Below are 20517 nucleotides of genomic sequence, written 5' to 3'. Positions count from 1 at the left end.
TGCGCCCGCCAATAGGATCAGGCTGATGCTCGAGGTGATCGACAAGGGGCCGCGCCGCCACGACATGATGCTCGAGCCCGGCTGGGCCGGCGTGGCCGGCCGCATCCACGAATGGCTGCAGTCCGTCTCGGAAGGACCGGAAGGAAGGCGCGATGACAGGCCGGCTTGAGGGCAAGGTCGCGATCGTCACCGGCGCGAGCACGGGCCTGGGGCCGGTGCTGGGCGCGCTGTTCGTCCGCGAGGGCGCCCGGGTGCTGCTGGCGGCGCGACGCGAGGACCTGGTCCGCGCGGCCGCGGCGGAGGCCGGTGCCGGCGCGATCGCCATGCGCGCCGACGTGACCGACGAGGGCGACGTCGCGGCCATGGTGTCACGGGCGGTCGAGGAGTTCGGGCACGTCGACATCCTGTGCAACAACGCCGCCGCGCCCGGGCAGGACCGCTGGATCTGGGAGCAGACGCTGGAGAACTGGAACGCCACGATCGCCATCGACGTCACCGCGGCGATGCTGTGCACCCGCGAGGTGCTCAACCGGTCGATGCTGCAACGCCGCAGCGGCGTGATCCTGAACTTCTCCTCCACCGCCGGCTACACCGGCGTCGTGCGCAAGAGCCATTACGTCACCGCCAAGGCGTCGCTGCGGGCGTTCACCAAATCGGTTGCGCTGGAAGTCGGTTCGTACGGCATCCGGTGCAACTGCATCGTCCCCGGCTCCATCGACACCGAGCTGTGGCGCAACTGGGTGCAGCGCAGCGCCGACGAGCAGGGCGTCGACTTCGCGACGCAGCGCGCGAGAATCCTCAAGGGCGTCGCACTGCGGGACATCTCCTCGACCGAGGACGTCGCCAACCTGGCGTTGTTCCTGGCCGGCGACGAGAGCAGAACCATCACGGGCCAGTCGATCCCCGTCGACGCCGGGGGGTACCTGCAGGGATGAGCACCACCCCCGTACGGCTGTCGGTGGCCACACCGGTGGTGACGATGCTTCCCCACCTCAGCGGCGACTGGGAGAACGACGCCTCCATCGACGACCTGGCCCGCATCGCCGAGGCCGCGGACCGCCTCGGCTATCACCACCTGACCTGCAGCGAGCACATCGCGCTGCCCGCCGCCGAAAAGGGCCGCCGCGGCGCCCGGTACTGGGACCCGCTGGCCACCTTCGGTTATCTGGCCGCACGCACGCACCGAATCCGGTTGGCCACCAACGTGTTGGTGCTCGGCTACCACCATCCACTCGAGATCGCCAAGCGCTACGGGACGCTGGACAAGGTCAGCAACGGCAGGCTCGTCCTCGGCGTGGGCGTCGGCAGCCTCGAAGCGGAGTTCGACCTCCTCGGCGCGCCTTTCGAGGACCGCGGCGCGCGCGCCGACGACGCGCTGCGCGCGTTGCGGGCCTCGCTGTCGGTCGCCGAACCCGTCTACCACGGCGAGTTCTACGCGTTCGACGGTGTGGTCGTCGACCCGTGTGCGGTACAGGAGCGGGTGCCGATCTGGATCGGTGGGCGCACGCTGCGCTCGCTGCGCCGGGCGGTCACCCTGGCCGACGGCTGGGCGCCCTTCAACGTGAGCCTGCACCAGGCCCGGGACTGGCTGGGCCGCTTCGAGTTACCCCCGAGGTTCGAGGTCGTGCTGCCCCCGCCGGCGCTGCTGGACCCGATCGGCGAGCCCGAACGCACCCACGCGTTGCTCGGGGAGACCGTCGCGCACGGCGCCACCATCGTCAGCGCCGTGTTCGCCCATCGCTCGCTGGAGCACTACCTGGACGCCCTGCAGGCGCTGGCCGAGCTGGGTGCGCCGTGAACCGGGTCAAGGCAGGCTTTTTCAGCTTCACCGCCGCCGCACCGCCCGACGACGACGGCAGCTACCTGCGCTGGCACCTGCTCGACCACATGCCCGAGCAGTACCAACTGCCCGGGATCGTGCACGGGTTGCGCTGGATCGCCGACGGCGACTATCCCGGCCACCGGCTGGCGGCCCGCGGGGCGTTCAGCGAGCTGGGCAACGTCGTGCACTACCTGGTCGGCGACCCCGTCGAGCGGACCTTCGACGACTTCGTCGCGCTGGGCCGCGCGCTGCGCGACAACGGGCGGTTTCCCGTGGTCCGCCCGTCGCTGCAGGTGGCCGGGCTGCGGCTGCTGCAGTGGCACGCCGCCCCGCACGCGCTGGTCTCCGACGTGGTCGTGCCCTTCCGGCCCCACCGCGGCGTCGTGCTGATCGTCGAAGAACCCACCGACGGCCGGCCCGACGCGTGGCTGCAGTGGCTGCACGCCGAACACTATCCGGCGCTGCTGGCCACGCCCGGCGCCGTCGGCGCGTGGACGTTCGGGACTGGCAGCGGCCGCAGCCACCTGCCGCGGGGCTGGCACCCGGGACCCCAGTACGTCACCGTCGTCTACCTCGACCGCGACCCGCTCGCCACCACCGACGCCCTGGCGCCGCTCGTCGAACGGCGGTGGCGATCCGCGGCCGTGCGGCCCGTGTTCGCCGGTCCGCTGCGGGCCATGATCGGGTGGGAAGCCTGGCCGTGAGCCGGCGGGTGCCCGAGTTTGACTCACCGCCAGAGACATGAGACCTTCCGGAAACGAACGGGCCTTATAGTCCTCCTGGCGGTCTAGCAAAGGAAGAGAGATGCGGCGGACGGTTGCCGGGATCGGCGTGGCCGTGGTGGCGGCCAGCCTGCCGGCCTGCAGCGGTGACGGCGGCCGGCAGGCCGCCACCCCCGCTACCACCAGTTCCGTCCCGGTGAGCCCGACCACCGTCATGATCGGCGGCACCACCCACACCATGATGTCGCCGGTGAACTGCACCACCACGGCGGCGCAGCGCGACGCGACGCCCCCGGAATCGGGGGACCTGACCATCCGCATCGCCGTCCACGACGACGCGTCCTCGGTGCGGCTGACCCTGTCCGACCTGAATCCCCCGACCGTCGACGGCTTCGCCATCTCGCTGAAGGTGGGCGACGGCCGGTACCAGTTCCCGTATCAGGCACCGCAGTCACCGATCCAGGTCCAGGCGACCAAGGACGGCAAGAGCTACACGGTGACGGGCACGGGTCAGGCGACGACGCCGGATCAAAGCGGTGCGCGCCCGGTGACATTCGGCATCCACGTGACCTGCCCGTAGGCTCGGGGCGCGGGCAGTTGTCCAACCGCGGTCACCTCTGGGATGCTGGCACCTTGGACATCTTCGCGGAGTGGCAGAAAGACAGCACGCAGCTTCGTTGGCGGTCGACCACGGCGGCCAACGACGAAACCGAGGTCTCGGTGTTCACCCGCCGGTGCGGAACGCCCGGTGCGCCCGCGCTGGTGCTGGTGCACGGCTTCCCGACGTCGAGCATCGACTATTACGGCTTGTCGCGGGAGCTGAGCTCCGAGTTCGACATCCACGTCCTGGACTTCCCGGGCTACGGGCTGTCCGACAAGCCACCCGAGCCCTACGTGTACTCGCTGTACGACGACGCACGCCTGCTCGTCGACGCGATCACCCGGGTGTGGCAGCTGAGCGAGTACCGCATGCTCGCCCACGACCGCGGCAGCAGCGTCGCGATGATCGCCGTGGGCATGCTCGCCGACCTGGACCCGCCGGCGGTGCCCGTCGACCTCTTCCTGACCAACGCCAACATCTATCTGCCGCTGTCCAACCTCACCTCGTTCCAGACCGCGCTGCTCGACGACGCGACCGCACGCGACACCGCGGCCGCGGTCACCCCGGAGATGCTCGCGACGGGCATGGCGGCGGGCACCTTCATGCCCCGGCGCACACTGGAAGACCCCGAGATCGCGGCAATGGCCAAGTGTTTCGCCCACAACGACGGGGTCCGGGTGCTGCCCGACACCATCAAGTACCTGCACGAGCGCGCCGCCGACGAAACCGGTTGGCTCGAAGCGCTTTTCACCAGCCCGGTCAACACCACGCTGGCGTGGGGCCTGCACGACAGCATCGCGCCCCTGCGCGTGCCCAACCATGTCTGGCAGGCGTACCTGAAGAACAAGCCGGGCCGCAACCGCTACTGGGTGGTTCCCAACGCCGATCACTACCTGCAGTGCGACGCGCCCGGACAACTGGCCCAGATCGTCCGCCTCACCGCCCAGGGCGTGGAGCTGCCGCTGCAGACGCTCGACGACGAGCCCGGGGGCGCGGTGTTGATCGACAAGACCGCCGTCTAACCGGTGACGACGGGCAGCCGCGCCCACCCGCGCACGCTGGCGGTGTGTGCGCGCTGCGCGTTGGCGTAGTCGACGTCCCACTCGGCCCAGCGCTGGAGCACCTCCTCGAGCGCCACCCGGGCTTCCATCCGGGCCAGCGCCGAGCCCAGGCAGAAATGCAGGCCCTGGCCGAAGCTGAGGTGGCTGCCGCGGCGGTGGATGTCGAAGCGGTCCGGATCGGGGAACTGCCGTTCGTCCCGGTTGGCGGAACCGTTGAGCAGCAGCAGGGTGTGCCCGCTGGGCGCGGTGTCGACGACGACGAACTTGCGCCGGGATTCGCCGATGACACGGGAGAAAGCCTGGAACACGGCGACCTCTTCGGTGCAGGATGAGCGCAGTTCTTCGGCGAGCATCGCGCGGCCTGCGCATCAAGTGCGGCGCCCTTGGTGGCCAGCACATGCTCACGGTATCGGCGCGTCTCGTGGACCGGATCGATCCGGGATACCTGCAGATTCTGCAGATCCGGGTCGACGGTGTCGGTGAGGTCCCCGGCGGGGTCGGTGGTGGTCAGGTGTACCTGGCGCCCGCGACCGGCAAGTTCGGCCGCGATTGCCGCGGCGACGGTCGTCTTACCGACGCTGCCCTTGCCCATGCACAAAATCAAGCCGTGGGGCTGGTCGGCGAGTTCGTCGATCAGATCGGTGAGCGTGGCCCCGGTCGTCGGTAATCCGGTATCGGACGTGACCGCATCGGCTGGCGCGGCCGCGGTGGGTGTGAACAACGCGGCCACCGCCTCTGCGCCGACGACGTTGGTGGCCTTGAGTTCGACTTGATCGATCGGCAGGGCGGCTAATTCGGCCGGCAGGTGCGCGATCGCATCCTGTTCACGGCGATAGATCGCCGTCGCCAGCGGATCGCTGCCGTCGGCGGGGGCGGGCAGCACGGCGTTGATGACGAGATACTGGCGGGTCAACCCGATCGCGGCCAGTTCCCGGCGGGTGCGTGCGGTTTCGGCCAGGGCCGATTTTTGGGCTCGCGAGACCAGCACCAGCCGAGTGCGCGCCGGATCGGCCAGCTGTGGGTCGATCTCCAACGCCGATAACCCGGCGACCGCGCCAACCTCGGTGACGGTGTTGCCGATGGTCAATCCGAACACTTGCCCGACGTTGGATGCCGGGTCGGTGCTGACCAGCAGGACCTGCTTGCCTTGCCTGGCCAGGGTGACCGCGGTGGCACACGCGGTGGAGGTTTTACCGACCCCGCCCTTGCCGGTGAAGAACATAAACCGGGGCGGATTGTCCAAAAACTTCATGTCCCAACCCATCTCAACAGCAGCTGGTGTCTGCGCCGCCGCAGCAGCCGCCTGCGCCTGTTTCGGTGACTCCGAGCATCACCGGCGACGCTGCTTCGTCGGCCGCCACGCCGGCCCAGCGGGCCAGCTGCGCGCGGTCGGGGTAGCGGCCGGTCGTCGCGGTGACACCGTCGACCAGGATCAGCGGCAGCCCCTCAGAGCCGGCAACCTCCAAAAACGCCTTCGCCGCATCGTTTTCGGCGAACGCGAGCGGTTCGCTCGCCAGGTTGTAGCGGACCACCTCCCCGCCGCGACTCCGGACGAAATCCATGTCGGCCGAAAACGTCACCAAGTCTTGGTCGACGTCCTCACCGCACACACCGGTGGCGCAGCATAGCGCGGGTTCGAATACCTCAATTTTGCTCATCTTCACTTTCTCCTCTGCTTGGGCAGGTGAACGATGTGGTTTCGGGTCTTTGTCGAAACCAGCGGTCTAGGAGACGCGGCCGAGCGTCGGGCCGTTCCAGTTGCGGATGATTGCAAACACTCACGGACTCGTCAGCGGAGCATTCACCGCCGCCGCCTCGGATGCCTCAGATAAAACGACGGTGGACATCGATGCTGCGAGTGAACCCCCAGATGGACAAGTCTGCTGTCCAGCCGGAGGCGGAGGCGGCTGCTGAGGATGTCAGTGACGGCGCGGACCGACAAACACCTCACCGAGTGCATCCAGGGTGGCGAGCACCACCCGGTAGTAGGCCCACTTGCCGCGTTGTGTTCGTTCCAGCAGGCCTGCCTCGACCAGGATCTTGAGGTGGTGCGACACCGTCGGCTGGGACAGCCCGACCGGCGCGGTCAGCTCGCACACGCACGCCTCCGCACCCTCATGGCCCGCGATCAGCGACACCAGCCGCAGCCGCGTCGGTTCGGCCAACGCCTTGAGCACGCCGGCCAGCCGCTCGGCGGCCGCCGCGTCCAGCACGCCGTCGGTGATCGGGCTGCAGCACGCAGCAAGGTCGGCCACCGGCCGCGAGTCGTCGCGTTCGGTCAGAGACTTGGTCGTGGCGGGCATGGCCCCAGTATGACACACATTGACAGTCATCGATTAGTCGTGCACACTGAACCCATAGATATCCGTCGATGGAAGGAGTGGGTTGGATGACTGCCGAACACAACGAGCTGCGCGATCAGGTCCGGGCGAGCTACGGCGCCGCCGCCACCGCGGCGCATAGCGGTGACACCAACAGCGACGTGCTGACCGCCGCGAGCTGCTGCGGGTCAAGCGACTCGGCCGATGTTGGGACCATCTTCGGCGCCGGCCTCTACGGCACCGACGAGCATTCCGAGATTCCCGCCGAAGCGCTCGCGGCCAGCTTGGGCTGCGGTAACCCGACCGCGGTCGCCGACCTGCACCCGGGCGAACGGGTGCTTGACTTGGGTTCCGGCGGCGGCATTGATGTGTTGTTGTCGGCGCGCCGGGTCGGCCCAGAGGGGTTCGCCTACGGCGTTGACATGACCGACGAAATGCTCGCCCTGGCCGAGGAGAACAAAGCCAAGGCTGGTGCCACCAACGTCGAGTTCCGCAAGGGCACCATCGAGGACATACCGCTGCCCGACGCCGCCGTGGACGTGGTGATCTCCAATTGTGTGATCAACCTGTCGGCCGACAAACCGGCCGTGCTCGCCGAGATGTTCCGCGTCCTGGTCCCCGGCGGGCGGATCGGGATCTCCGACGTGGTCGCCGAAGACCAGCTCAGTGCGGCCGAGCGCGCCGAACGCGGCTCCTACGTCGGCTGCATCGCCGGAGCGCTGTCCCGCCAGGAATACCTCGACGGGCTGGCCGCAGCCGGATTCACCGATGCCACCGTCACCTTCACCCACGAAGTCGCCCAAGGAATGCACGGCGCGATCATCCGCGCCACCAAACCGACCACGTCCTCCGACTGAGGCAGCCGCACAGAAAACACGATCGCGCCACCACGCCAGCACCGCTGCACGTTGACAGTTGCCAGCGAAACGGCCCGCCACCGCGCACCGGGAGAGAAACCCATGAGTAGCCCTGTGTCAAGGTGCCGTCTGTGGTTCCTGGTTGAGGAGGGTCTGAAGGGTGGCCGATGGCTTGGGTGCGATTGTGCAGGTCGGTGGCCCAAAGGTTAGCTCGGCGTCTGTCGCCGGCGAAGTCACAGACGGCGTCTCGGAGCTGTTTGTCTGCTGCCCAACGGTATCCGACGTGTTTGACTTGGCTGGACTGGCGGGTAGAAGGGGCGACGCCCGCCAGGCCAGCCTGCGACTCGGGGGTGGGGGAAACGAGGTCGGCAATCGCCTGCCTCGGCGAGCGGCCGCCCGCCGTGAACAGTGCCCGAGCGGGCAAGGAGTGAAGAGGCGTCGTGTTCGGGGCCGACAACATGAAACTCGAAGTACAGCGTCACAGGCCCCTCCGGCGCGGCCATCGCCGCAGGGGTTGCAAGTTGTGTCATACCTCCCGTGGTGTTCTTGTCGTAATATCCGCTGGAAATCATGGCAAGCTCGCGCTAAGCCTTTTGGTGTCAACCGATCTCACGGGAGCGGTGGGAACTGACCGGCGTCAGATTCTGCTAGTAGCCATCGATCATCGACAGAATGAACAGAGGCTGCTTGCTCCGGCGGAAGCTGTCAATGCAATCATCGTGTGCGCCACTCACGACGAGGGTACTGACGCAGTTGCGCAGGGCTACCTTGTCGACCCGGCGGACGGATGTCGAAGTATCAGCCTCGTGACAGCGACGGGAAGTGGATATCGCCGCAGCATCAAGCCGGACGTAATGGCTCACGGTGGCGGAGCGATCTGTGTCGGCGGTGCAACAGCACAGAAAGTGATCACGTCACGTGGCCTCTCGCCTCATAGCCCCGGGCTCAAGGTGGCGACTCCTGCAGGCCGCAATGAAACTCACGTAACAGGAACCAGTTTCGCTGCCGCATTGGTTGCGCGACAGGCCGCACGCCCCAATGATCTCATCGATGGATCGATGCAGCCCTGCGTTTCGTCCCGTATCTGACCGTCCCCGGTGCCGAGGACGCGTTCGCCCTGATGTCGGCCTCCAAGGCGTGGAGCCTCTCGGGGCTCAAGGCGGCCCTGGCGATCGCCGGCCCGCAGGCCGCGGCGGACCTGCGCCGGATGCCCGAAGAGGTCAGCCACGGGCCCAGCCACCTCGGCGTCATCGCGCACACCGAAGCGTTCCGGAGCGCAGCCGACTGGCTCGACACGCTGCTGCACGGACTGGACGACAACCGGCGGTTGCTCGCTGACCTCGTCGCCGAGCACCTGCCCGCGGTGAGATATGCACCGCCGCAGGGCACTTATCTCGCCTGGCTGGATTGCCGGCAACTCGGCTGCCCCGAGGAGATCGGCGATGGCCTCCCAGTGGTGGCCGATCTGGCCGGGCCGGCCCGTTGGTTTCTCGACCACGCCCGCGTCGCGCTCAGTTCCGGCCACGTCTTCGGAACCGGCGGCACCGGACATGTGCGGTTGAACTTCGCCACCTCGCAAGCGATTCTCGTCGAGGCGGTGTCGCGAATGGGCCGGGCGCTCCGCGATTCGCGGTAGCCGCGTCAGCCGACGAGTGCGGCCCGGGCGCGCCGCACCGCGCCGTCGTCGACGCCGGCGGCGTCGAGGAACCCGCGCAGCGAACCGTACCGGTCGTCGATGGTCTTGCGGGCGGCCTCGAGGTACTCCTCACGCACACCGAGCACCTGGTCGGGCAGCCGGGTCCGCACGTAGTCGAGGATCTCGGGAGTCACGCTGTCGCTGCGCTCCTCGACGCTGCGCAGGATGCGTTCGCGCAGCATCGGAACCGAGTCGTTGCTGGCCAGGAAATCGGCTTTGATCAGGTCGTCGTCCACTCCGACGGCTTCCAGCACGACGGCGACGGCAAGACCGGTGCGGTCCTTGCCGGCGAAGCAGCTGACCAGGACCGATCGCGTGTCGCCGATCATCCGGATGACCTGCCCCACCGCCGCGCGGGTGCCGGGCAGCGCCGAAAACCGTTCGTACTCCTCGATCATGAACCGGCGCGCGGCCGCGACCGGCTCCTCGTCGTCGGGCTTGTCGGTGAGTATCCGCTCGAAAGCCTGTTCGTGCGGTGCGGCGTGCTCGCCGTCGAACGCGAGCCGATGCACCACGACACCCTCGGGCACGGCGCTGCCGCCGTGGCGCTCCACCTCGGTGACCGACCGCAGGTCGGCCACATCGGTGACCCCGAGGCGCCCCAGCGCCGCGCGGCCGGCGTCGTCCAGCGCGCTCAGCTCGCTGGACCGGAAGAAACGGCCGGGACGTATCCCCGTCGCCAGCGCGACATCCCGGCAGTTCCACGCGCCGGACACGTCGGCGGTCATCGCGGCCGGCCTATTCGAGAGATCCGTGTCGTCCATGTTGCTCGCATCCTAGTAAAGCGCCGCTCGGCACCGTCGTTCTCATCTGCATAGCCGCCGGACATAAACGGTCCGCTGCCGGGCGGTGTCGAGTTTTGACGGCCCCGTCAAAGCCTTTCCGCCGGCCCATGACAGCATCGGTGAAAACTGCTACTGGACGAATTCGCGTCGCGGAGAGAGGCTTGCAGTGGTGTCCGCGCCCCGGAGGTACTGAATATGCATGTGCTGCGAACCCCCGACTCGCGATTCGAAAACCTGGAGGGCTATCCGTTCGTAGCGAACTACCTCGAGGTGACGGTGCGCGACACCCGGCCGTTGCGGATGCACTACCTCGACGAAGGCCCCATCGAGGGCCCCCCGATCGTGCTGCTGCACGGCGAACCCACGTGGAGCTACCTGTACCGGACGATGATTCCGCCGCTGACCGACGCGGGGTACCGGGTGCTCGCTCCCGACCTGATCGGTTTCGGCCGTTCCGACAAGCCCAGCCGGGTCGAGGACTACACCTACCTGCGCCACGTCGAGTGGGTGACCTCGTGGTTCGAGCTGCTCAATCTCAGGGACGTCACGCTGTTCGTTCAGGACTGGGGATCGCTGATCGGCCTGCGCATCGCCGCCGAGCAGGGCGACCGGATCGCGCGGCTGGTGGTGGCGAACGGGTTTCTGCCGACGGCCCGCCAGAGCACCCCTCCCGCCCTCTACGCGTGGCGCGCCTTCGCGCGCTACTCCCCCGTGCTGCCCGCCGGCCGCCTGGTCGCCGTGGGCACCGTCCGCCGCGTTCCCGCCAAGGTGCGGGCGGGCTACGACGCACCCTTTCCGGACAAGGCGTACCAGGCCGGGGCGCGCGCCTTCCCTCAGTTGGTGCCGACCTCGCCCGACGACCCGGCCGTCCCCGCCAACCGGGCCGCCTGGGACGCACTGGGTCACTGGGAAAAGCCGTTCCTTGCCATCTTCGGCTCCCGCGACCCCATCCTGGGGAAGGCCGACCGTCCCCTGATCGACCACATTCCCGGCGCCGCCGGCCAGCCACACGCCCGCATCGATGCGAGCCATTTCATCCAGGAGGACAGCGGCCCGGAACTGGCCCAGCGAGTCCTGTCCTGGCAGCAGGCCATCCGCTGAGCGCGCGTCACCGCAGCCAGATTGCCGTGGTGGTCGTTCAAGGTGCCGGGACACAGCCCTGACGGCAATCTCGGCGCACCCGACTCCGGTACGAATACGCGCTGCTCGCAAGGCGTTTGCGCCCGGCGACCGACGCCGCGTCAGCTGGTGACGGCCAGCACCGCGCGGGCCAGCTCGGGACGGCACACCACCAGGTCCGGCAGCTTGGGGTCGGGCTGGTTGTAGACCAGCGCGGACCCGTCGATGCGGGACGTGTGCAATCCGGCCGCGCGGGCCACCGCCACCGGTGCGGCCGAGTCCCATTCGAACTGGCCACCGGCGTGGACGTAGACGTCGGACAGGCCCTGCACGATCGAGGCCACCTTGGCGCCGGCGGAACCCATTTCCACCAGGACGCCGTCCAGCGCGTCGCGGACGGCCAGCGCGATGGCGGGCGGGCGGGTGCGCGAGACCACGATGCGCGGCTGGTCGGGGGCGGCGGGCGGCGCATCGACATGGGGTGTCGCCAGCGTGATCGCCTGCGCCGGCAGCGCCACGGCACCGGCCACCAACTCGCCGGCCTGCCACAGCGCCACGTGCACCGCCCAGTCGTCGCGGCCGAGTTCGGAGAATTCCCGCGTCCCGTCGAGCGGGTCGACGATCCACACCCGCTCCGAGCGCAGGCGCACCGGATCGTCGGCGCCCTCCTCGGACAGCACCGCGTCGTCGGGCCGTTCGCCGGCGAGCGCCTCCATCAGGAACTCGTGAGATCGTTTGTCCCCGGCGTTCTTCCGCTCGCCGGCCTCGGCATCGGCGAATTCCTCGCGCACCCTGAGCAGCAGCCGCCCCGCCTCGGTGGCCAGTCGCGCGGCCAGCTGGTGGTCATTCATCGGTGAACTCCACGGACCATCACACCTCGATACGCCGGTCAGGTTGGTCAAACCTACCCTGGGGCGCCCGCGGCGCAGTAATCTCCCCGCGTGACATTTCTCTCGGGGGAGCGAATCTGTTGAAGACCGACAATGTCCCCGCGGCGAGCGGGTGGCGACGCATCACCCGCACGCGGCTGATCGTGATCGGTGCCGCGCTGGCCGCGGTGCTCATCGGCGTGTCCGCCTTCGTCGTCGTGACGCTGACCCGCGGTCACCGCACACCGCCGCAGCCCGCGACCCAGGCGCCGCCGGCCACGTACGCCATTCCGGGCTGCTACAACCCGTCGGTACCCCCGCTCGAGCGGCCCAAAACGCTCAACATCGTGGGCTGTGCCAGCGTAGCCGTTGCGCTGCAAGGCATGTCGTGGACGTCGTGGGGACCGCAGGGCGCCGACGGCAAAGGCACCGCCGTGTTCAAGATCTGCGACCCCAACTGTGCGACCGGTTACCAGCTCAAAGACCCGGTGGTCGTGCATGCGTGGAATCCGCGGCCGCCGCGCCCCGACGCCATCTGCCAGGCCGGCCTGCAGATATTCGCGGACATGATCCTGGCGTTTCCCGCCGACGTTCCCCCGGCGGCCGCCCAGAAGATGAACGCGCGGTACGACGGTGCGCCGGCGGTGCACTACGTCAACTACTCGGGCGCCGATCTGCAGGGAGCCGAGTTCATCGGTTACACCTTCTGCAACTGAGGGTTGCCGCTCGCGATCGCCGCTGGCCCGATGGCGGCGACCCGCTTCGCCCGGCTCGTATATTCCGGGGCCGCGCTCGGGATCGCCGCTAGACCTCGACGACGACGGCGCCGCCCTGCCCGCCGCCGGCGCACATCGCCGCGACGCCGATGCCGCCGCCGCGGCGGATCAGCTCGTAGATCAGCGTGGTGACCATGCGGGCACCCGAGGCGGCGATGGGATGGCCGAGGCTGCAGCCGCTGCCGGAGAAGTTCACCTTCTCCTCGTCGAGGCCGTACTCGCGGCAGGCCGCGATCGGCACGGAGGCGAACGCCTCGTTGATCTCCCACAGCGCCACGTCGCCGACCGACAATCCGGCCCGCTGCAGCACCTTCCCGATGACCTTGACCGCGCCCAGGCCCGTGTCGCGGGGCGGCACGCCCGCGGCGGCCCACGCCCTGACCGTGCCCATCACGTCGAGGTTTTCGGCGTCGGCGTACTCGCGGTCGACGAGCGCGACTGCCGCGGCGGCGTCGTTGGTGCCGCTGCTGTTGCCCGCGGTGATCGAGAAGCCCTCGATCTCGGGGTGCAGCACCTTGAGCCCGGCGAGCTTCTCGACGGTGGTGTCGCGCCGGGGGTGCTCGTCGACGCAGAACTCGGTGACCGAACCGTCGGCCTGGGTGATCTTCAGCGGGATGATCTCGTCGGCGAACTTGCCCGCGTCCATCGCCGCGATCGCGCGCTGATGGGAGCGGGCCGCCCACGCGTCCATCTCCTCGCGGGTGATGCCGACCTTCTGCGCGGTGTTCCAGCCCACCGTGATCGACATGTCCTTGGCGGGCGCGTCGGGGGTCTCGACATGGGTCGGCGGCATCCACTGCTCCTCGAACTTCAACTCCGGGCCCGGGATCCGCCAGTTGGTCAGCGGCGTCATCGACAGCGATTGCACGCCGCCGGCGATGAGCACCCGCTCCATCCCGGAGCCGATCTGCGCGGCGGCGTTGCCGATCGCGGTGAGGCTGCCCGCGCAGTGCCGGTTCACCGACTGGCCGGGAATGTCCTCCAGGCCGGTCGCGGTGGCCGCATACCGCGCCAAATCACCACCGCCGTAATGCGATTCGGCGAAGATGATGTCGTCGATGACGGACGGGTCGACGCCCGACCGGCGGATCACCTCGGGCAGTACGGTGGTGATCAGCGCCTCGGGCGGTGTGTTGACCAGTGCGCCCTTGAAGGAGCGGCCGATCGCCGTCCGGACGGCTCCGACGATTACGGGTGTAGCCATGGTTCTGCCCCTCGAGCTGTCTGACGGTCGGACGCGGCGAATCGTATCAAATACTGTATAGACAATAGTAATGGGCTAAGTTGACCGGCGAGGGCTCGGTGACGCGACGGAGGCCACGCCGCGGCGAGGTGACGGTCCAGTTGGAGACGGCCGGTCTGTGCCACTCCGATCACCATCTGCTGACCGGCGACTTCCCCATCCCGAGCTATCCCGTGCTGGGCGGGCACGAGGGTGCCGGCATCGTCACCGAGATCGGGCAAGGCGGCCGCGATCGCCGAGACCACGTGGGGCGCGATGTGCCGCGAGGTGATCGTCACCGTCGGGCACTGCGACGGTGACGACGTGGAGGCGTGGATGGGGCTGACCGCCAAGGGCGGCACCTGCGTCCTCACGGCGATGGGCAACGTGCTGGCCAACGAGGTCACGCTCAACCTGGCGGGGCTGACGCTGCTGCAGAAGAGCCTGCAGGGCAGCATGTTCGGCGGCGGCAACCCGCAGCATGACATCCCCGCGATCCTCGAGCTGTACAAGCTGGGGCTGCTCAACCTCGACGACATGGTGACCCGGGAGTACACGCTCGAGCAGATCAACGACGGCTACCGCGACATGCTCGAGGGCCGCATCATCCGCGGGATCATCCGCTTCACCGACGCCGACCGCGCGTAAGCCGGGCGGACACGACACAATCGACGCATGACCTCAGCCGTAGCTCGACGTGACGCCAGCAGAACAGCCGCCTACCGGGTCGCGGCGATGCTGCTCGGCGTGGGCACCCTGCACTTCGTGGCGCCCAAGCCCTTCGACACCATCGTGCCCGCCGAACTGCCCGGCAGCGCCCGCCTCTACACCTACGCGTCGGGGGTCGCCGAGATCGCGGTCGGGGCGCTGCTGGTCCCGCGGCGCACCCGGCGATCGGCGGCGCTGGCGGCCGCCGCGCTGTTCGTCGGCGTCTTCCCCGCCAACGTCAACATGGTCCGGCTGTGGTGGGACAAGCCCTGGCCGATGCGCGCCGTCGCCCTGGCCCGGCTGCCGCTGCAGATTCCGATGGTCGCCATCGCCCTGAAAATCAGGCGCACCAGCTGACCCGCTGCCGCCCCTTCCCCGCGAGCGTGCGTGTACGTACGACGACACGCCGCTGCGGACGGCAATCTGCGCACGCTCGCCGCACGAGGAGGCACTGATGGGGAAGACCGACATCGCGGCGGCGCTGGCGGTGGCGGCCGCGCTGATGATGGGCATCGGGGACGTCGTGCAGCAGCGCTCCGCCCAACAGGTCACCCAGCAGCCCGTCGGCACCGTCGCCCTGTTCCGTCGGCTGCTGCGCGACCGGCAATGGTGGGTGGGCAGCCTGGTGGCCGGCGCCGGCTTCGGGCTGCAGGCCGCAGCGCTCGGCTTCGGCTCGGTCGTGCTGGTGCAGGCGCTGCTGGTGACCTCGCTGCTGTTCGCGTTGGTCATCAGCGCCCGCGCCAACCACCGCAGAATCACACGCCGGCAAGGGTTTTGGGCTGTGCTGCTGGCCGCCGCGGTGACGGTGGTGGTCACGGTCGGCGACCCGCAGGCCGGGACCCCGCGCGGGTCCCTGCACACGTGGAGCATCGTGGTGGCGATCATGGGGCCGGCGCTGATCCTCTGCGTGCTCGGCGCGCGCATGTTCCCCGGCTCGGTGGCCGCACTCCTGCTGGGCCTGTTGTCGGGTTCGCTGTGGGGCCTGTTCTCGGTGTTGATGAAGGGCGTCGTCGGCCAGCTCGGCCACGGCATCCCGGCGTTGCTGCGCGCACCGGAGGTCTACGTGTGGGCGGTGCTGGCGGTCGCCGCGACCGCCTGGGAGCAATCGGCGTTCCGCGCCGGGCCGCTGACCGCGTCGCTACCCGCGGTGACCGTCGCCGAGCCGCTCGTGGGCTCGGCGCTCGGCGTCACCGTGCTGGGCGAGACGCTGACCACCGAGACCCTCGGCCTGGTGGCGCTGGGCGTGTCGGTCGCGGTGATGGCCGCCGCGACGGTGGCGCTGGCCCGCAGCCAGGCCGCGACACCCACCGAAAGGCATCAGCCCCGCACGCGGCGGGCCACCTCGCCGTAGCGCTCCACCCGGTCCGCGTCGCCCAGGGCGTTGTAGAGCACCAGGCGCGTGGCGATGCCGGCGTACTTGTCGGTCAGCGCATCGGCCAGCCCGTCCCAGGTCGACTCCGTGGCGAAGGCGGCGATGTGGTCGTCGCTGATCTGGGCCGCCATCCCGGCGAAGTCGCCGGCCTTCTGCTTCTCCCGGATCCGGGCGGTCGTGCCCTCGAACCCGGCCTCGTCCCAGATGAACGCGTAGTTGGGGGTGCTGCCGTAGAAACTCATGCTGGCGCGCACCACTTCTCGCTCCCGGTCGCGCTCTTCGTCGCTGTCCCCGACGATCGTCAGCACCGGCACGATCACCGCGACGTCCGAGGCCGCGCGCCCCGCTTTCGCCGCGCCGTCGGCGATGTTCGGCAGCGCGTGGCCGGTGATGTAGCCGGGTTCGCCGATCGGGTGGATGTGCACCCCGTCGGCCACCTCGCCCGCCATCCGCAGCATCCACGGGTTCACCGCCGCGATGTCGACCTTGGGATCGGGCGCCTCGATGGGCCCGGGACTCCACTGCGGGGTGATGAAGTCGAGGTCGTAGAACTCGCCGTGGTGATCCAGGTTCCCGGTGCGAAACGCCGAGAAGCACGCCTTCACGGCCAGCACGTAGTCGCGCAGCCGTGGGCCGGGCCGCTCGAAGGGCATCCCGTACCGGCGCACCACGTGCGTGCGCACCTGCGTGCCCAGGCCGAGCCGGAAGTTGCCGCCGGTGGCCTCCTGCAACTCCCACGCCGCGGCCGCCGTGACGAACGGGCTGCGCGGGAAGGCGACCGCCACCCCGGTGCACAGCTCGAGGCCGGGAGCGGCCTGCGATGCCACCGCGGCGTTGAGGTAGGCCGTGCGCCCCGTCTCGGTGAACAGCAGGCCGGAAAAGCCGGCCGACTGGGTGCGACGGGCGAGGTCACCGGCGCGGTGCAGGGGCTGGGGCGTCGTCATCGCGTCGACGTGCATGATGGGAGCCTACGACGGGGGTCCAGGCGCCGGCTGAGCCGCTTCCCGACTCGGCGAATGTCTCGTGTTCACCGGGCGGTTGCCGGCGGTTCATGATCGACGCCTATTTTCCGGATTGCCATGCAAGTTGGGGAACTGTGATCGAGCTGTTCGACGTGGGCGTGCGGTACGAGACCACCGTCGCGCTGCACCCGCTGACCACCCGGTTCGACGCGGGTACCTTCACCGTCCTGCTGGGCCCGTCGGGGGCGGGCAAATCGACCCTGCTGCGGTGCATGAACCATCTCGTGACGCCGACCAGCGGGCACATCGAGGTGGCCGGGGTGGGAAAACTGAACAACCGCGCCAGGATCCGCGCGCACCGGCGGCGCACCGGCATGATCTTCCAGCAGCATCAGCTGATCGGCCGGCACACCGCATTGCGCAACGCGCTGCTCGGCTCGGTGGCGTCGACCGGCCTGCTGCACGGGCTGTGGCGGACCGACCGCGCGCACACCTACCGCGCCCTGGGTGCGCTCGACCGGGTCGGTTTGCTGGGCAAGGCGACGGTGCGCGCGGACCGGCTCAGCGGCGGCGAGCAGCAGCGGGTCGGGATCGCCCGGGCGCTGACCCAGCAGCCCGACATCGTCCTGGCCGACGAGCCGGTGGCCAGCCTGGATCCCGAAACCGCGGTCGGCGTGCTGAGCCTGCTGCGGGAGATATGCCGCCAGGACGGCATCACCGCCGTGGTCAGCCTGCACCAGGTCGACCTGGCGCGGCACTTCGCCGACCGCATCGTCGGGCTGTCCGAGGGCCGGGTGGTGGTCGACGACGCGCCCGGCCGCATCGACGCGGCGCAGATCGCCCGGATCTATCGCTCCCCCAGTCAGAACCACCAGATCGTCCCGACGACAAAGGAATGCTCATGAAGGCCGTCCGTATTTTGGTAATCGCCCTGCTGGCGTTCGTCGTCGGCGCCTGTGGGAGCTCGCACGACCAGGCGGCGTCGAACCCGGGAACGCTGCGGGTCGCCCTGCTGCCGGACGAGAACGCGGCCACGGTGATCCAGAACAACCAGCCGCTGAAGAACTATCTGCAGTCCAAACTCGGCAAGCAGGTCGAATTGGTTGTCACCACGGACTATTCGTCGATGATCGAGGCGATGCGGCGCGGGCGGCTCGAGCTCGCCTACTTCGGCCCCCTGTCGTATGTGCTTGCGCGGTCGAAAGATCCCGACGTCCAGCCGTTCGCGGCGCTGGTCGAGGAGCCCGGCGGGCCGCCGGTCTACCATGCCCTGGTGATCGGAAACGTCGCCCAGCACATCGCCGCGATCCCCGACCTCAAGGGCAAGACGATGGCGTACGGCGATCCCGCCAGCACCTCCAGCCACCTGATCCCCAAGTCGATGCTGGCCGATCAGGGCCTGAAGGCAGGGCAGAACTATCAGGAGCAGTTCGTGGGCGCCCACGACGCCGTCGCCCTTGCGGTGCAGAACGGCAACGCCGCCGGGGGCGGCATCAGCAAGCCGATCTTCGACACGCTGGTCCAGCAGGGCAAGATCGACCCGGCCAAGGTGCGGGTTCTCGCCGAGTCCAAGCCCTACCCGAACTACCCCTGGACCATGCGCAGCGACCTGGACCCGAAACTGAAGTCCGCGGTCGTGGAAGCGTTTCTGAGCCTTAAGGATCCGGCGGTGCTCAAGCCGTTCAAGGCGGCGTCGTTCGCGCCCGTGGGCGACGCGGACTACGACGTGGTCCGCCAGTTGAGCACCCAGCTGGGGCTCGACCTGTCCTCGTTGAGCAAATGACGGCCGAGTACGCGGCGATCGCGCGCCTCGAGGAGCGCCGGCGCCTCCGTACGCTGCTGTGGGTCGGGGCGGTCGGGGCGGTCGTGCTCGGCTGCTGCGCCTATGTCGGGCTGCTGGACGCCCGACGACTCAGCGACGGGCTGCCGGCGCTGTTCTCGCTGCTCGGGGAGATGTGGCCCCCCGACTTCGGCCGCGCCGCAACCTGGGTGCGGCCGCTGATCGACACCGTGGCCATGAGTGTGGCCGGGACCGCGATCGCGATCGCCTTGTCGCTGCCGCTCGGGCTGGCGGCCGCACGCAACACGTCCCCGCATCCGGTGGTGTACCACCTGGCCAGAACGATCCTCAACGGCCTGCGCGCGGTGCCCGAACTCATCATGGGGATCGTGTTCGTGGCCGCCGTCGGGTTCGGCGCGTTGCCGGGGGTGCTGGCGCTGGGGATGCATTCGGTGGGCATGGTCGGCAAGTTCTACGCCGAAGCCATCGAGCACGTCAGCCCGGCGCCGATCGAGGCGGCGCGGGCGGTGGGGGCGCGACCGGCGCAGGTGATCATGCACGGTGTCCTGCCTCAGGTGCTGCCCCGGCTGGCCGACGTGTCGATCTACCGCTGGGAGCACAACTTCCGGGCATCCACGGTGCTCGGTCTGGTCGGTGCGGGGGGCATCGGCTTCCAGTTGATGGCCGCGCTGCGGATATTGGAGTACCGGCAGGTGGCCGCGATCATGCTGGTCATCTTGGCCACCGTCACCGTCGTCGACGGCCTCAGCGGCTGGCTGCGCCGCAGGTTCGCATGAATCCGGTTGACCCGCGGCCGTTTCGGGTCGTCATCACCCACCGCGTGCATTCCGAGGTGCTCGACCTGCTCGGCCGGTCGTGCGAGGTGGTCGCCAACCAGACACCCGGGAGCCTGCCCCGGGGTGAGCTGCTGAGCCGATGCCGCGACGCCGACGCGCTGCTGGTGTTCATGCCCGACCACGTCGACGAGGAGCTGCTGGGCCACAGCCCCCGGCTGCGGCTCGTGGCCGGCGCGCTCAAGGGCTTCGACAACATCGACGTCGCGGCCTGCACCGCCCGGGGAATCTGGGTCAGCTACGTCGAGGACCTGCTCACCGTCCCCACCGCCGACCTGGCGGTCGGGCTGCTGATCGCGCTCGACCGCCACCTGCCGGCCGGGGACCGCCACGTCCGGTCGGGCCGCCACCGGGGCTGGCGGCCGGAACTCTACGGCGGCGGGCTGGCCGGTCGTCGGGTCGGGATCGTCGGGATGGGTGCGGTGGGCCGTGCGGTGGCCCGCCGCCTGCGCGCGTTCGACGCGGAACTGCTCTACGCCGACCCCGCCCCGCTGCCGGCCGCCGACGAGGCGGAGCTGGGCGCCCGCGCGGTGCCGCTGGACACGCTGTTGAAGTCCAGCACCGCCGTCGTGCTCACCGCACCCCTGACCGCCGAGACCCGCCACCTGATCGGACCGGCTGCGCTGCAACGGCTTCCGGCAGGGGCGCTGCTGGTCAACGTGGGCCGCGGTTCGGTCGTCGACGAGAGCGCCGTCGCCGACGCGTTGGCGTCCGGCCACCTGGGCGGCTATGCCGCCGACGTCTTCGCGTTCGAGGACTGGTCGGATCCGGGCAGGCCGCGGGACATCCCGCCCGGCCTGCTCGCCCACGACCGGACCCTGTTCACCCCGCACCTGGGTTCGGCTGTGCGCGACGTGCGCCTGCGGATCGAGACGGCGGCGGCACGCAGCATCCTCGATGTTTGCGCCGGCAAGCCGCCTTCCGTCGCCGCGAACCGCGTCGGACCTTGATCGCCGGCCTCCGTCAAACCCGCATGGCGGGTGTCGAATC

The 20517-nt window shown here is 69.4% G+C and carries 23 protein-coding genes and 4 pseudogenes; 19 read left to right on the top strand and 8 right to left on the bottom strand.

The features are described 5' to 3' along the window. The first annotated feature begins 25 nt into the window (after positions 1-25). The 6 genes from AB8998_RS11710 (at position 26) to AB8998_RS11685 (ending at position 4167) form a co-directional block, all read left to right on the top strand. Entirely contained in the window at positions 26-169 is a 144-nt protein-coding gene (locus AB8998_RS11710; protein ID WP_369738123.1) for a hypothetical protein, read from the top strand. Beyond that, on the top strand, positions 153-935 hold the full coding sequence (locus AB8998_RS11705; RefSeq protein ID WP_369738122.1) for an SDR family NAD(P)-dependent oxidoreductase: 783 nt from the start codon (positions 153-155) through the stop codon (positions 933-935). Before AB8998_RS11710 ends, AB8998_RS11705 begins: the two co-directional genes overlap by 17 nt. Next, positions 932-1798 (top strand): TIGR03619 family F420-dependent LLM class oxidoreductase, encoded by an 867-nt coding sequence (locus AB8998_RS11700; protein WP_369738121.1) that lies wholly within the window; start codon positions 932-934, stop codon positions 1796-1798. Before AB8998_RS11705 ends, AB8998_RS11700 begins: the two co-directional genes overlap by 4 nt. Next, positions 1795-2526, top strand: a complete 732-nt coding sequence (locus AB8998_RS11695) for a hypothetical protein (protein WP_369738120.1) — start codon at positions 1795-1797, stop codon at positions 2524-2526. The genes AB8998_RS11700 and AB8998_RS11695 overlap by 4 nt, the downstream gene beginning before the upstream one ends. 100 nt (positions 2527-2626) lie before the next feature. Next, positions 2627-3124: a lipoprotein LpqH gene (locus AB8998_RS11690; protein WP_369738119.1), complete on the top strand. Its 498-nt coding sequence runs from the start codon at positions 2627-2629 to the stop codon at positions 3122-3124. Between the two features lie 53 nt (positions 3125-3177). After that, positions 3178-4167 (top strand): alpha/beta fold hydrolase, encoded by a 990-nt coding sequence (locus AB8998_RS11685; RefSeq protein ID WP_369738118.1) that lies wholly within the window; start codon positions 3178-3180, stop codon positions 4165-4167. On the opposite strand, the pseudogene AB8998_RS11680 reads toward AB8998_RS11685, so the two are convergent. The 3 genes and pseudogenes from AB8998_RS11680 to AB8998_RS11670 all read right to left on the bottom strand — a co-directional run bounded on the left by AB8998_RS11680 (position 4164) and on the right by AB8998_RS11670 (position 6509). Continuing rightward, positions 4164-5458 (bottom strand): annotated as a pseudogene (locus AB8998_RS11680) (cytochrome P450). The gene AB8998_RS11685 and the pseudogene AB8998_RS11680 overlap by 4 nt on opposite strands. Before the next feature lie 13 nt (positions 5459-5471). Next, on the bottom strand, positions 5472-5864 hold the full coding sequence (gene arsD / locus AB8998_RS11675) for an arsenite efflux transporter metallochaperone ArsD (protein WP_369738117.1): 393 nt from the start codon (positions 5862-5864) through the stop codon (positions 5472-5474). Between the two features lie 261 nt (positions 5865-6125). Beyond that, positions 6126-6509 (bottom strand): ArsR/SmtB family transcription factor, encoded by a 384-nt coding sequence (locus tag AB8998_RS11670; RefSeq protein ID WP_369738116.1) that lies wholly within the window; start codon positions 6507-6509, stop codon positions 6126-6128. An 86-nt stretch (positions 6510-6595) separates the two neighbouring features. Between AB8998_RS11670 and arsM the strand changes: the two genes are divergently transcribed. Then, positions 6596-7384: an arsenite methyltransferase gene (gene arsM, locus AB8998_RS11665; RefSeq protein ID WP_369738115.1), complete on the top strand. Its 789-nt coding sequence runs from the start codon at positions 6596-6598 to the stop codon at positions 7382-7384. 160 nt (positions 7385-7544) lie between these two features. Here arsM and AB8998_RS31695 read toward each other — a convergent pair. Beyond that, a pseudogene (locus AB8998_RS31695) lies at positions 7545-7809 on the bottom strand (transposase); the annotation flags it as partial. A gap of 33 nt (positions 7810-7842) precedes the next feature. Between AB8998_RS31695 and AB8998_RS11655 the strand changes: the two are divergent. Together AB8998_RS11655 and AB8998_RS11650 are read left to right on the top strand one after the other, a co-directional pair. Further along, positions 7843-8472 (top strand): S8 family serine peptidase, encoded by a 630-nt coding sequence (locus AB8998_RS11655; RefSeq protein WP_369741529.1) that lies wholly within the window; start codon positions 7843-7845, stop codon positions 8470-8472. After that, positions 8454-9020, top strand: a pseudogene (locus AB8998_RS11650) (aminotransferase class I/II-fold pyridoxal phosphate-dependent enzyme); the annotation flags it as partial. The gene AB8998_RS11655 and the pseudogene AB8998_RS11650, both read left to right, overlap by 19 nt. Before the next feature lie 5 nt (positions 9021-9025). On the opposite strand, the gene AB8998_RS11645 reads toward AB8998_RS11650, so the two are convergent. Further along, complete coding sequence (locus AB8998_RS11645) at positions 9026-9844, bottom strand: tyrosine-protein phosphatase (RefSeq protein ID WP_369738113.1); 819 nt, start codon at positions 9842-9844, stop codon at positions 9026-9028. Positions 9845-10060: 216 nt separating this feature from the next. Here AB8998_RS11645 and AB8998_RS11640 point away from each other — a divergent pair, with 216 nt between their 5' ends. After that, complete coding sequence (locus AB8998_RS11640) at positions 10061-10966, top strand: haloalkane dehalogenase (protein ID WP_369738112.1); 906 nt, start codon at positions 10061-10063, stop codon at positions 10964-10966. Between the two features lie 140 nt (positions 10967-11106). Here AB8998_RS11640 and AB8998_RS11635 read toward each other — a convergent pair whose 3' ends face one another. After that, positions 11107-11835: a 3'(2'),5'-bisphosphate nucleotidase CysQ gene (locus AB8998_RS11635; protein WP_369738111.1), complete on the bottom strand. Its 729-nt coding sequence runs from the start codon at positions 11833-11835 to the stop codon at positions 11107-11109. 182 nt (positions 11836-12017) lie between these two features. On the opposite strand from AB8998_RS11635, the gene AB8998_RS11630 reads away from it, so the two are divergent. After that, a complete protein-coding gene (locus tag AB8998_RS11630; RefSeq protein ID WP_369741528.1) occupies positions 12018-12569 on the top strand; it encodes a hypothetical protein in 552 nt (183 codons plus the stop codon). 88 nt (positions 12570-12657) lie between these two features. Here AB8998_RS11630 and AB8998_RS11625 read toward each other — a convergent pair whose 3' ends face one another. After that, a complete protein-coding gene (locus tag AB8998_RS11625; RefSeq protein ID WP_369738110.1) occupies positions 12658-13833 on the bottom strand; it encodes a thiolase family protein in 1176 nt (391 codons plus the stop codon). 98 nt (positions 13834-13931) lie between these two features. Between AB8998_RS11625 and AB8998_RS11620 the strand changes: the two genes are divergently transcribed. From AB8998_RS11620 to AB8998_RS11605, 4 genes and pseudogenes are all read left to right on the top strand, one after another. Further along, positions 13932-14171 carry an alcohol dehydrogenase catalytic domain-containing protein gene (locus tag AB8998_RS11620; RefSeq protein WP_369738109.1) on the top strand — a complete coding sequence of 80 codons (240 nt, stop codon included), beginning with the start codon at positions 13932-13934 and terminating at the stop codon, positions 14169-14171. Beyond that, positions 14095-14499 (top strand): annotated as a pseudogene (locus tag AB8998_RS11615) (alcohol dehydrogenase); the annotation flags it as partial. The gene AB8998_RS11620 and the pseudogene AB8998_RS11615, both read left to right, overlap by 77 nt. 27 nt (positions 14500-14526) lie before the next feature. Continuing rightward, a complete protein-coding gene (locus tag AB8998_RS11610) occupies positions 14527-14916 on the top strand; it encodes a DoxX family protein (protein WP_369738108.1) in 390 nt (129 codons plus the stop codon). A gap of 97 nt (positions 14917-15013) precedes the next feature. Then, on the top strand, positions 15014-15910 hold the full coding sequence (locus AB8998_RS11605; protein ID WP_369738107.1) for a DMT family transporter: 897 nt from the start codon (positions 15014-15016) through the stop codon (positions 15908-15910). On the opposite strand, the gene AB8998_RS11600 is transcribed toward AB8998_RS11605, so the two are convergent. Further along, complete coding sequence (locus tag AB8998_RS11600) at positions 15877-16890, bottom strand: TIGR03617 family F420-dependent LLM class oxidoreductase (protein WP_369738106.1); 1014 nt, start codon at positions 16888-16890, stop codon at positions 15877-15879. The two genes, AB8998_RS11605 and AB8998_RS11600, sit on opposite strands and share 34 nt — an antisense overlap. Positions 16891-17027: 137 nt before the next feature. On the opposite strand from AB8998_RS11600, the gene phnC reads away from it, so the two are divergent. From phnC to AB8998_RS11580, 4 genes are read left to right on the top strand one after another with little or no spacing between them, the layout of a single operon-like run. Then, complete coding sequence (phnC, locus tag AB8998_RS11595) at positions 17028-17798, top strand: phosphonate ABC transporter ATP-binding protein (RefSeq protein ID WP_369738105.1); 771 nt, start codon at positions 17028-17030, stop codon at positions 17796-17798. Next, on the top strand, positions 17795-18676 hold the full coding sequence (phnD, locus tag AB8998_RS11590) for a phosphate/phosphite/phosphonate ABC transporter substrate-binding protein (protein ID WP_369738104.1): 882 nt from the start codon (positions 17795-17797) through the stop codon (positions 18674-18676). Before phnC ends, phnD begins: the two co-directional genes overlap by 4 nt. Next, the gene (gene phnE, locus AB8998_RS11585; RefSeq protein ID WP_369738103.1) at positions 18673-19470 is read left to right on the top strand and encodes a phosphonate ABC transporter, permease protein PhnE; all 798 of its coding nucleotides are present in this window, start codon (positions 18673-18675) and stop codon (positions 19468-19470) included. The genes phnD and phnE overlap by 4 nt, the downstream gene beginning before the upstream one ends. Beyond that, positions 19467-20477, top strand: a complete 1011-nt coding sequence (locus AB8998_RS11580) for a phosphonate dehydrogenase (RefSeq protein WP_369738102.1) — start codon at positions 19467-19469, stop codon at positions 20475-20477. Before phnE ends, AB8998_RS11580 begins: the two co-directional genes overlap by 4 nt. The last annotated feature ends 40 nt before the right edge of the window (positions 20478-20517 follow it).

The organism is Mycobacterium sp. HUMS_12744610 (assembly GCF_041206865.1).
GTDB lineage: Bacteria > Actinomycetota > Actinomycetes > Mycobacteriales > Mycobacteriaceae > Mycobacterium > Mycobacterium servetii.
This window is presented reverse-complemented; position numbering and strand designations above follow the sequence as displayed.

Coding starts and splice junctions, on each gene's coding strand:
- AB8998_RS11710 (WP_369738123.1), top strand. CDS start 26: ATGCTCGAGGTGATCGACAAGGGGCCGCGCCGCCACGACATGATGCTC.
- AB8998_RS11705 (WP_369738122.1), top strand. CDS start 153: ATGACAGGCCGGCTTGAGGGCAAGGTCGCGATCGTCACCGGCGCGAGC.
- AB8998_RS11700 (WP_369738121.1), top strand. CDS start 932: ATGAGCACCACCCCCGTACGGCTGTCGGTGGCCACACCGGTGGTGACG.
- AB8998_RS11690 (WP_369738119.1), top strand. CDS start 2,627: ATGCGGCGGACGGTTGCCGGGATCGGCGTGGCCGTGGTGGCGGCCAGC.
- arsD (WP_369738117.1), bottom strand. CDS start 5,864: ATGAGCAAAATTGAGGTATTCGAACCCGCGCTATGCTGCGCCACCGGT.
- AB8998_RS11670 (WP_369738116.1), bottom strand. CDS start 6,509: ATGCCCGCCACGACCAAGTCTCTGACCGAACGCGACGACTCGCGGCCG.
- arsM (WP_369738115.1), top strand. CDS start 6,596: ATGACTGCCGAACACAACGAGCTGCGCGATCAGGTCCGGGCGAGCTAC.
- AB8998_RS11655 (WP_369741529.1), top strand. CDS start 7,843: ATGAAACTCGAAGTACAGCGTCACAGGCCCCTCCGGCGCGGCCATCGC.
- AB8998_RS11645 (WP_369738113.1), bottom strand. CDS start 9,844: ATGGACGACACGGATCTCTCGAATAGGCCGGCCGCGATGACCGCCGAC.
- AB8998_RS11640 (WP_369738112.1), top strand. CDS start 10,061: ATGCATGTGCTGCGAACCCCCGACTCGCGATTCGAAAACCTGGAGGGC.
- AB8998_RS11635 (WP_369738111.1), bottom strand. CDS start 11,835: ATGAATGACCACCAGCTGGCCGCGCGACTGGCCACCGAGGCGGGGCGG.
- AB8998_RS11625 (WP_369738110.1), bottom strand. CDS start 13,833: ATGGCTACACCCGTAATCGTCGGAGCCGTCCGGACGGCGATCGGCCGC.
- AB8998_RS11610 (WP_369738108.1), top strand. CDS start 14,527: ATGACCTCAGCCGTAGCTCGACGTGACGCCAGCAGAACAGCCGCCTAC.
- AB8998_RS11605 (WP_369738107.1), top strand. CDS start 15,014: ATGGGGAAGACCGACATCGCGGCGGCGCTGGCGGTGGCGGCCGCGCTG.
- AB8998_RS11600 (WP_369738106.1), bottom strand. CDS start 16,890: ATGCACGTCGACGCGATGACGACGCCCCAGCCCCTGCACCGCGCCGGT.
- phnD (WP_369738104.1), top strand. CDS start 17,795: ATGAAGGCCGTCCGTATTTTGGTAATCGCCCTGCTGGCGTTCGTCGTC.
- phnE (WP_369738103.1), top strand. CDS start 18,673: ATGACGGCCGAGTACGCGGCGATCGCGCGCCTCGAGGAGCGCCGGCGC.
- AB8998_RS11580 (WP_369738102.1), top strand. CDS start 19,467: ATGAATCCGGTTGACCCGCGGCCGTTTCGGGTCGTCATCACCCACCGC.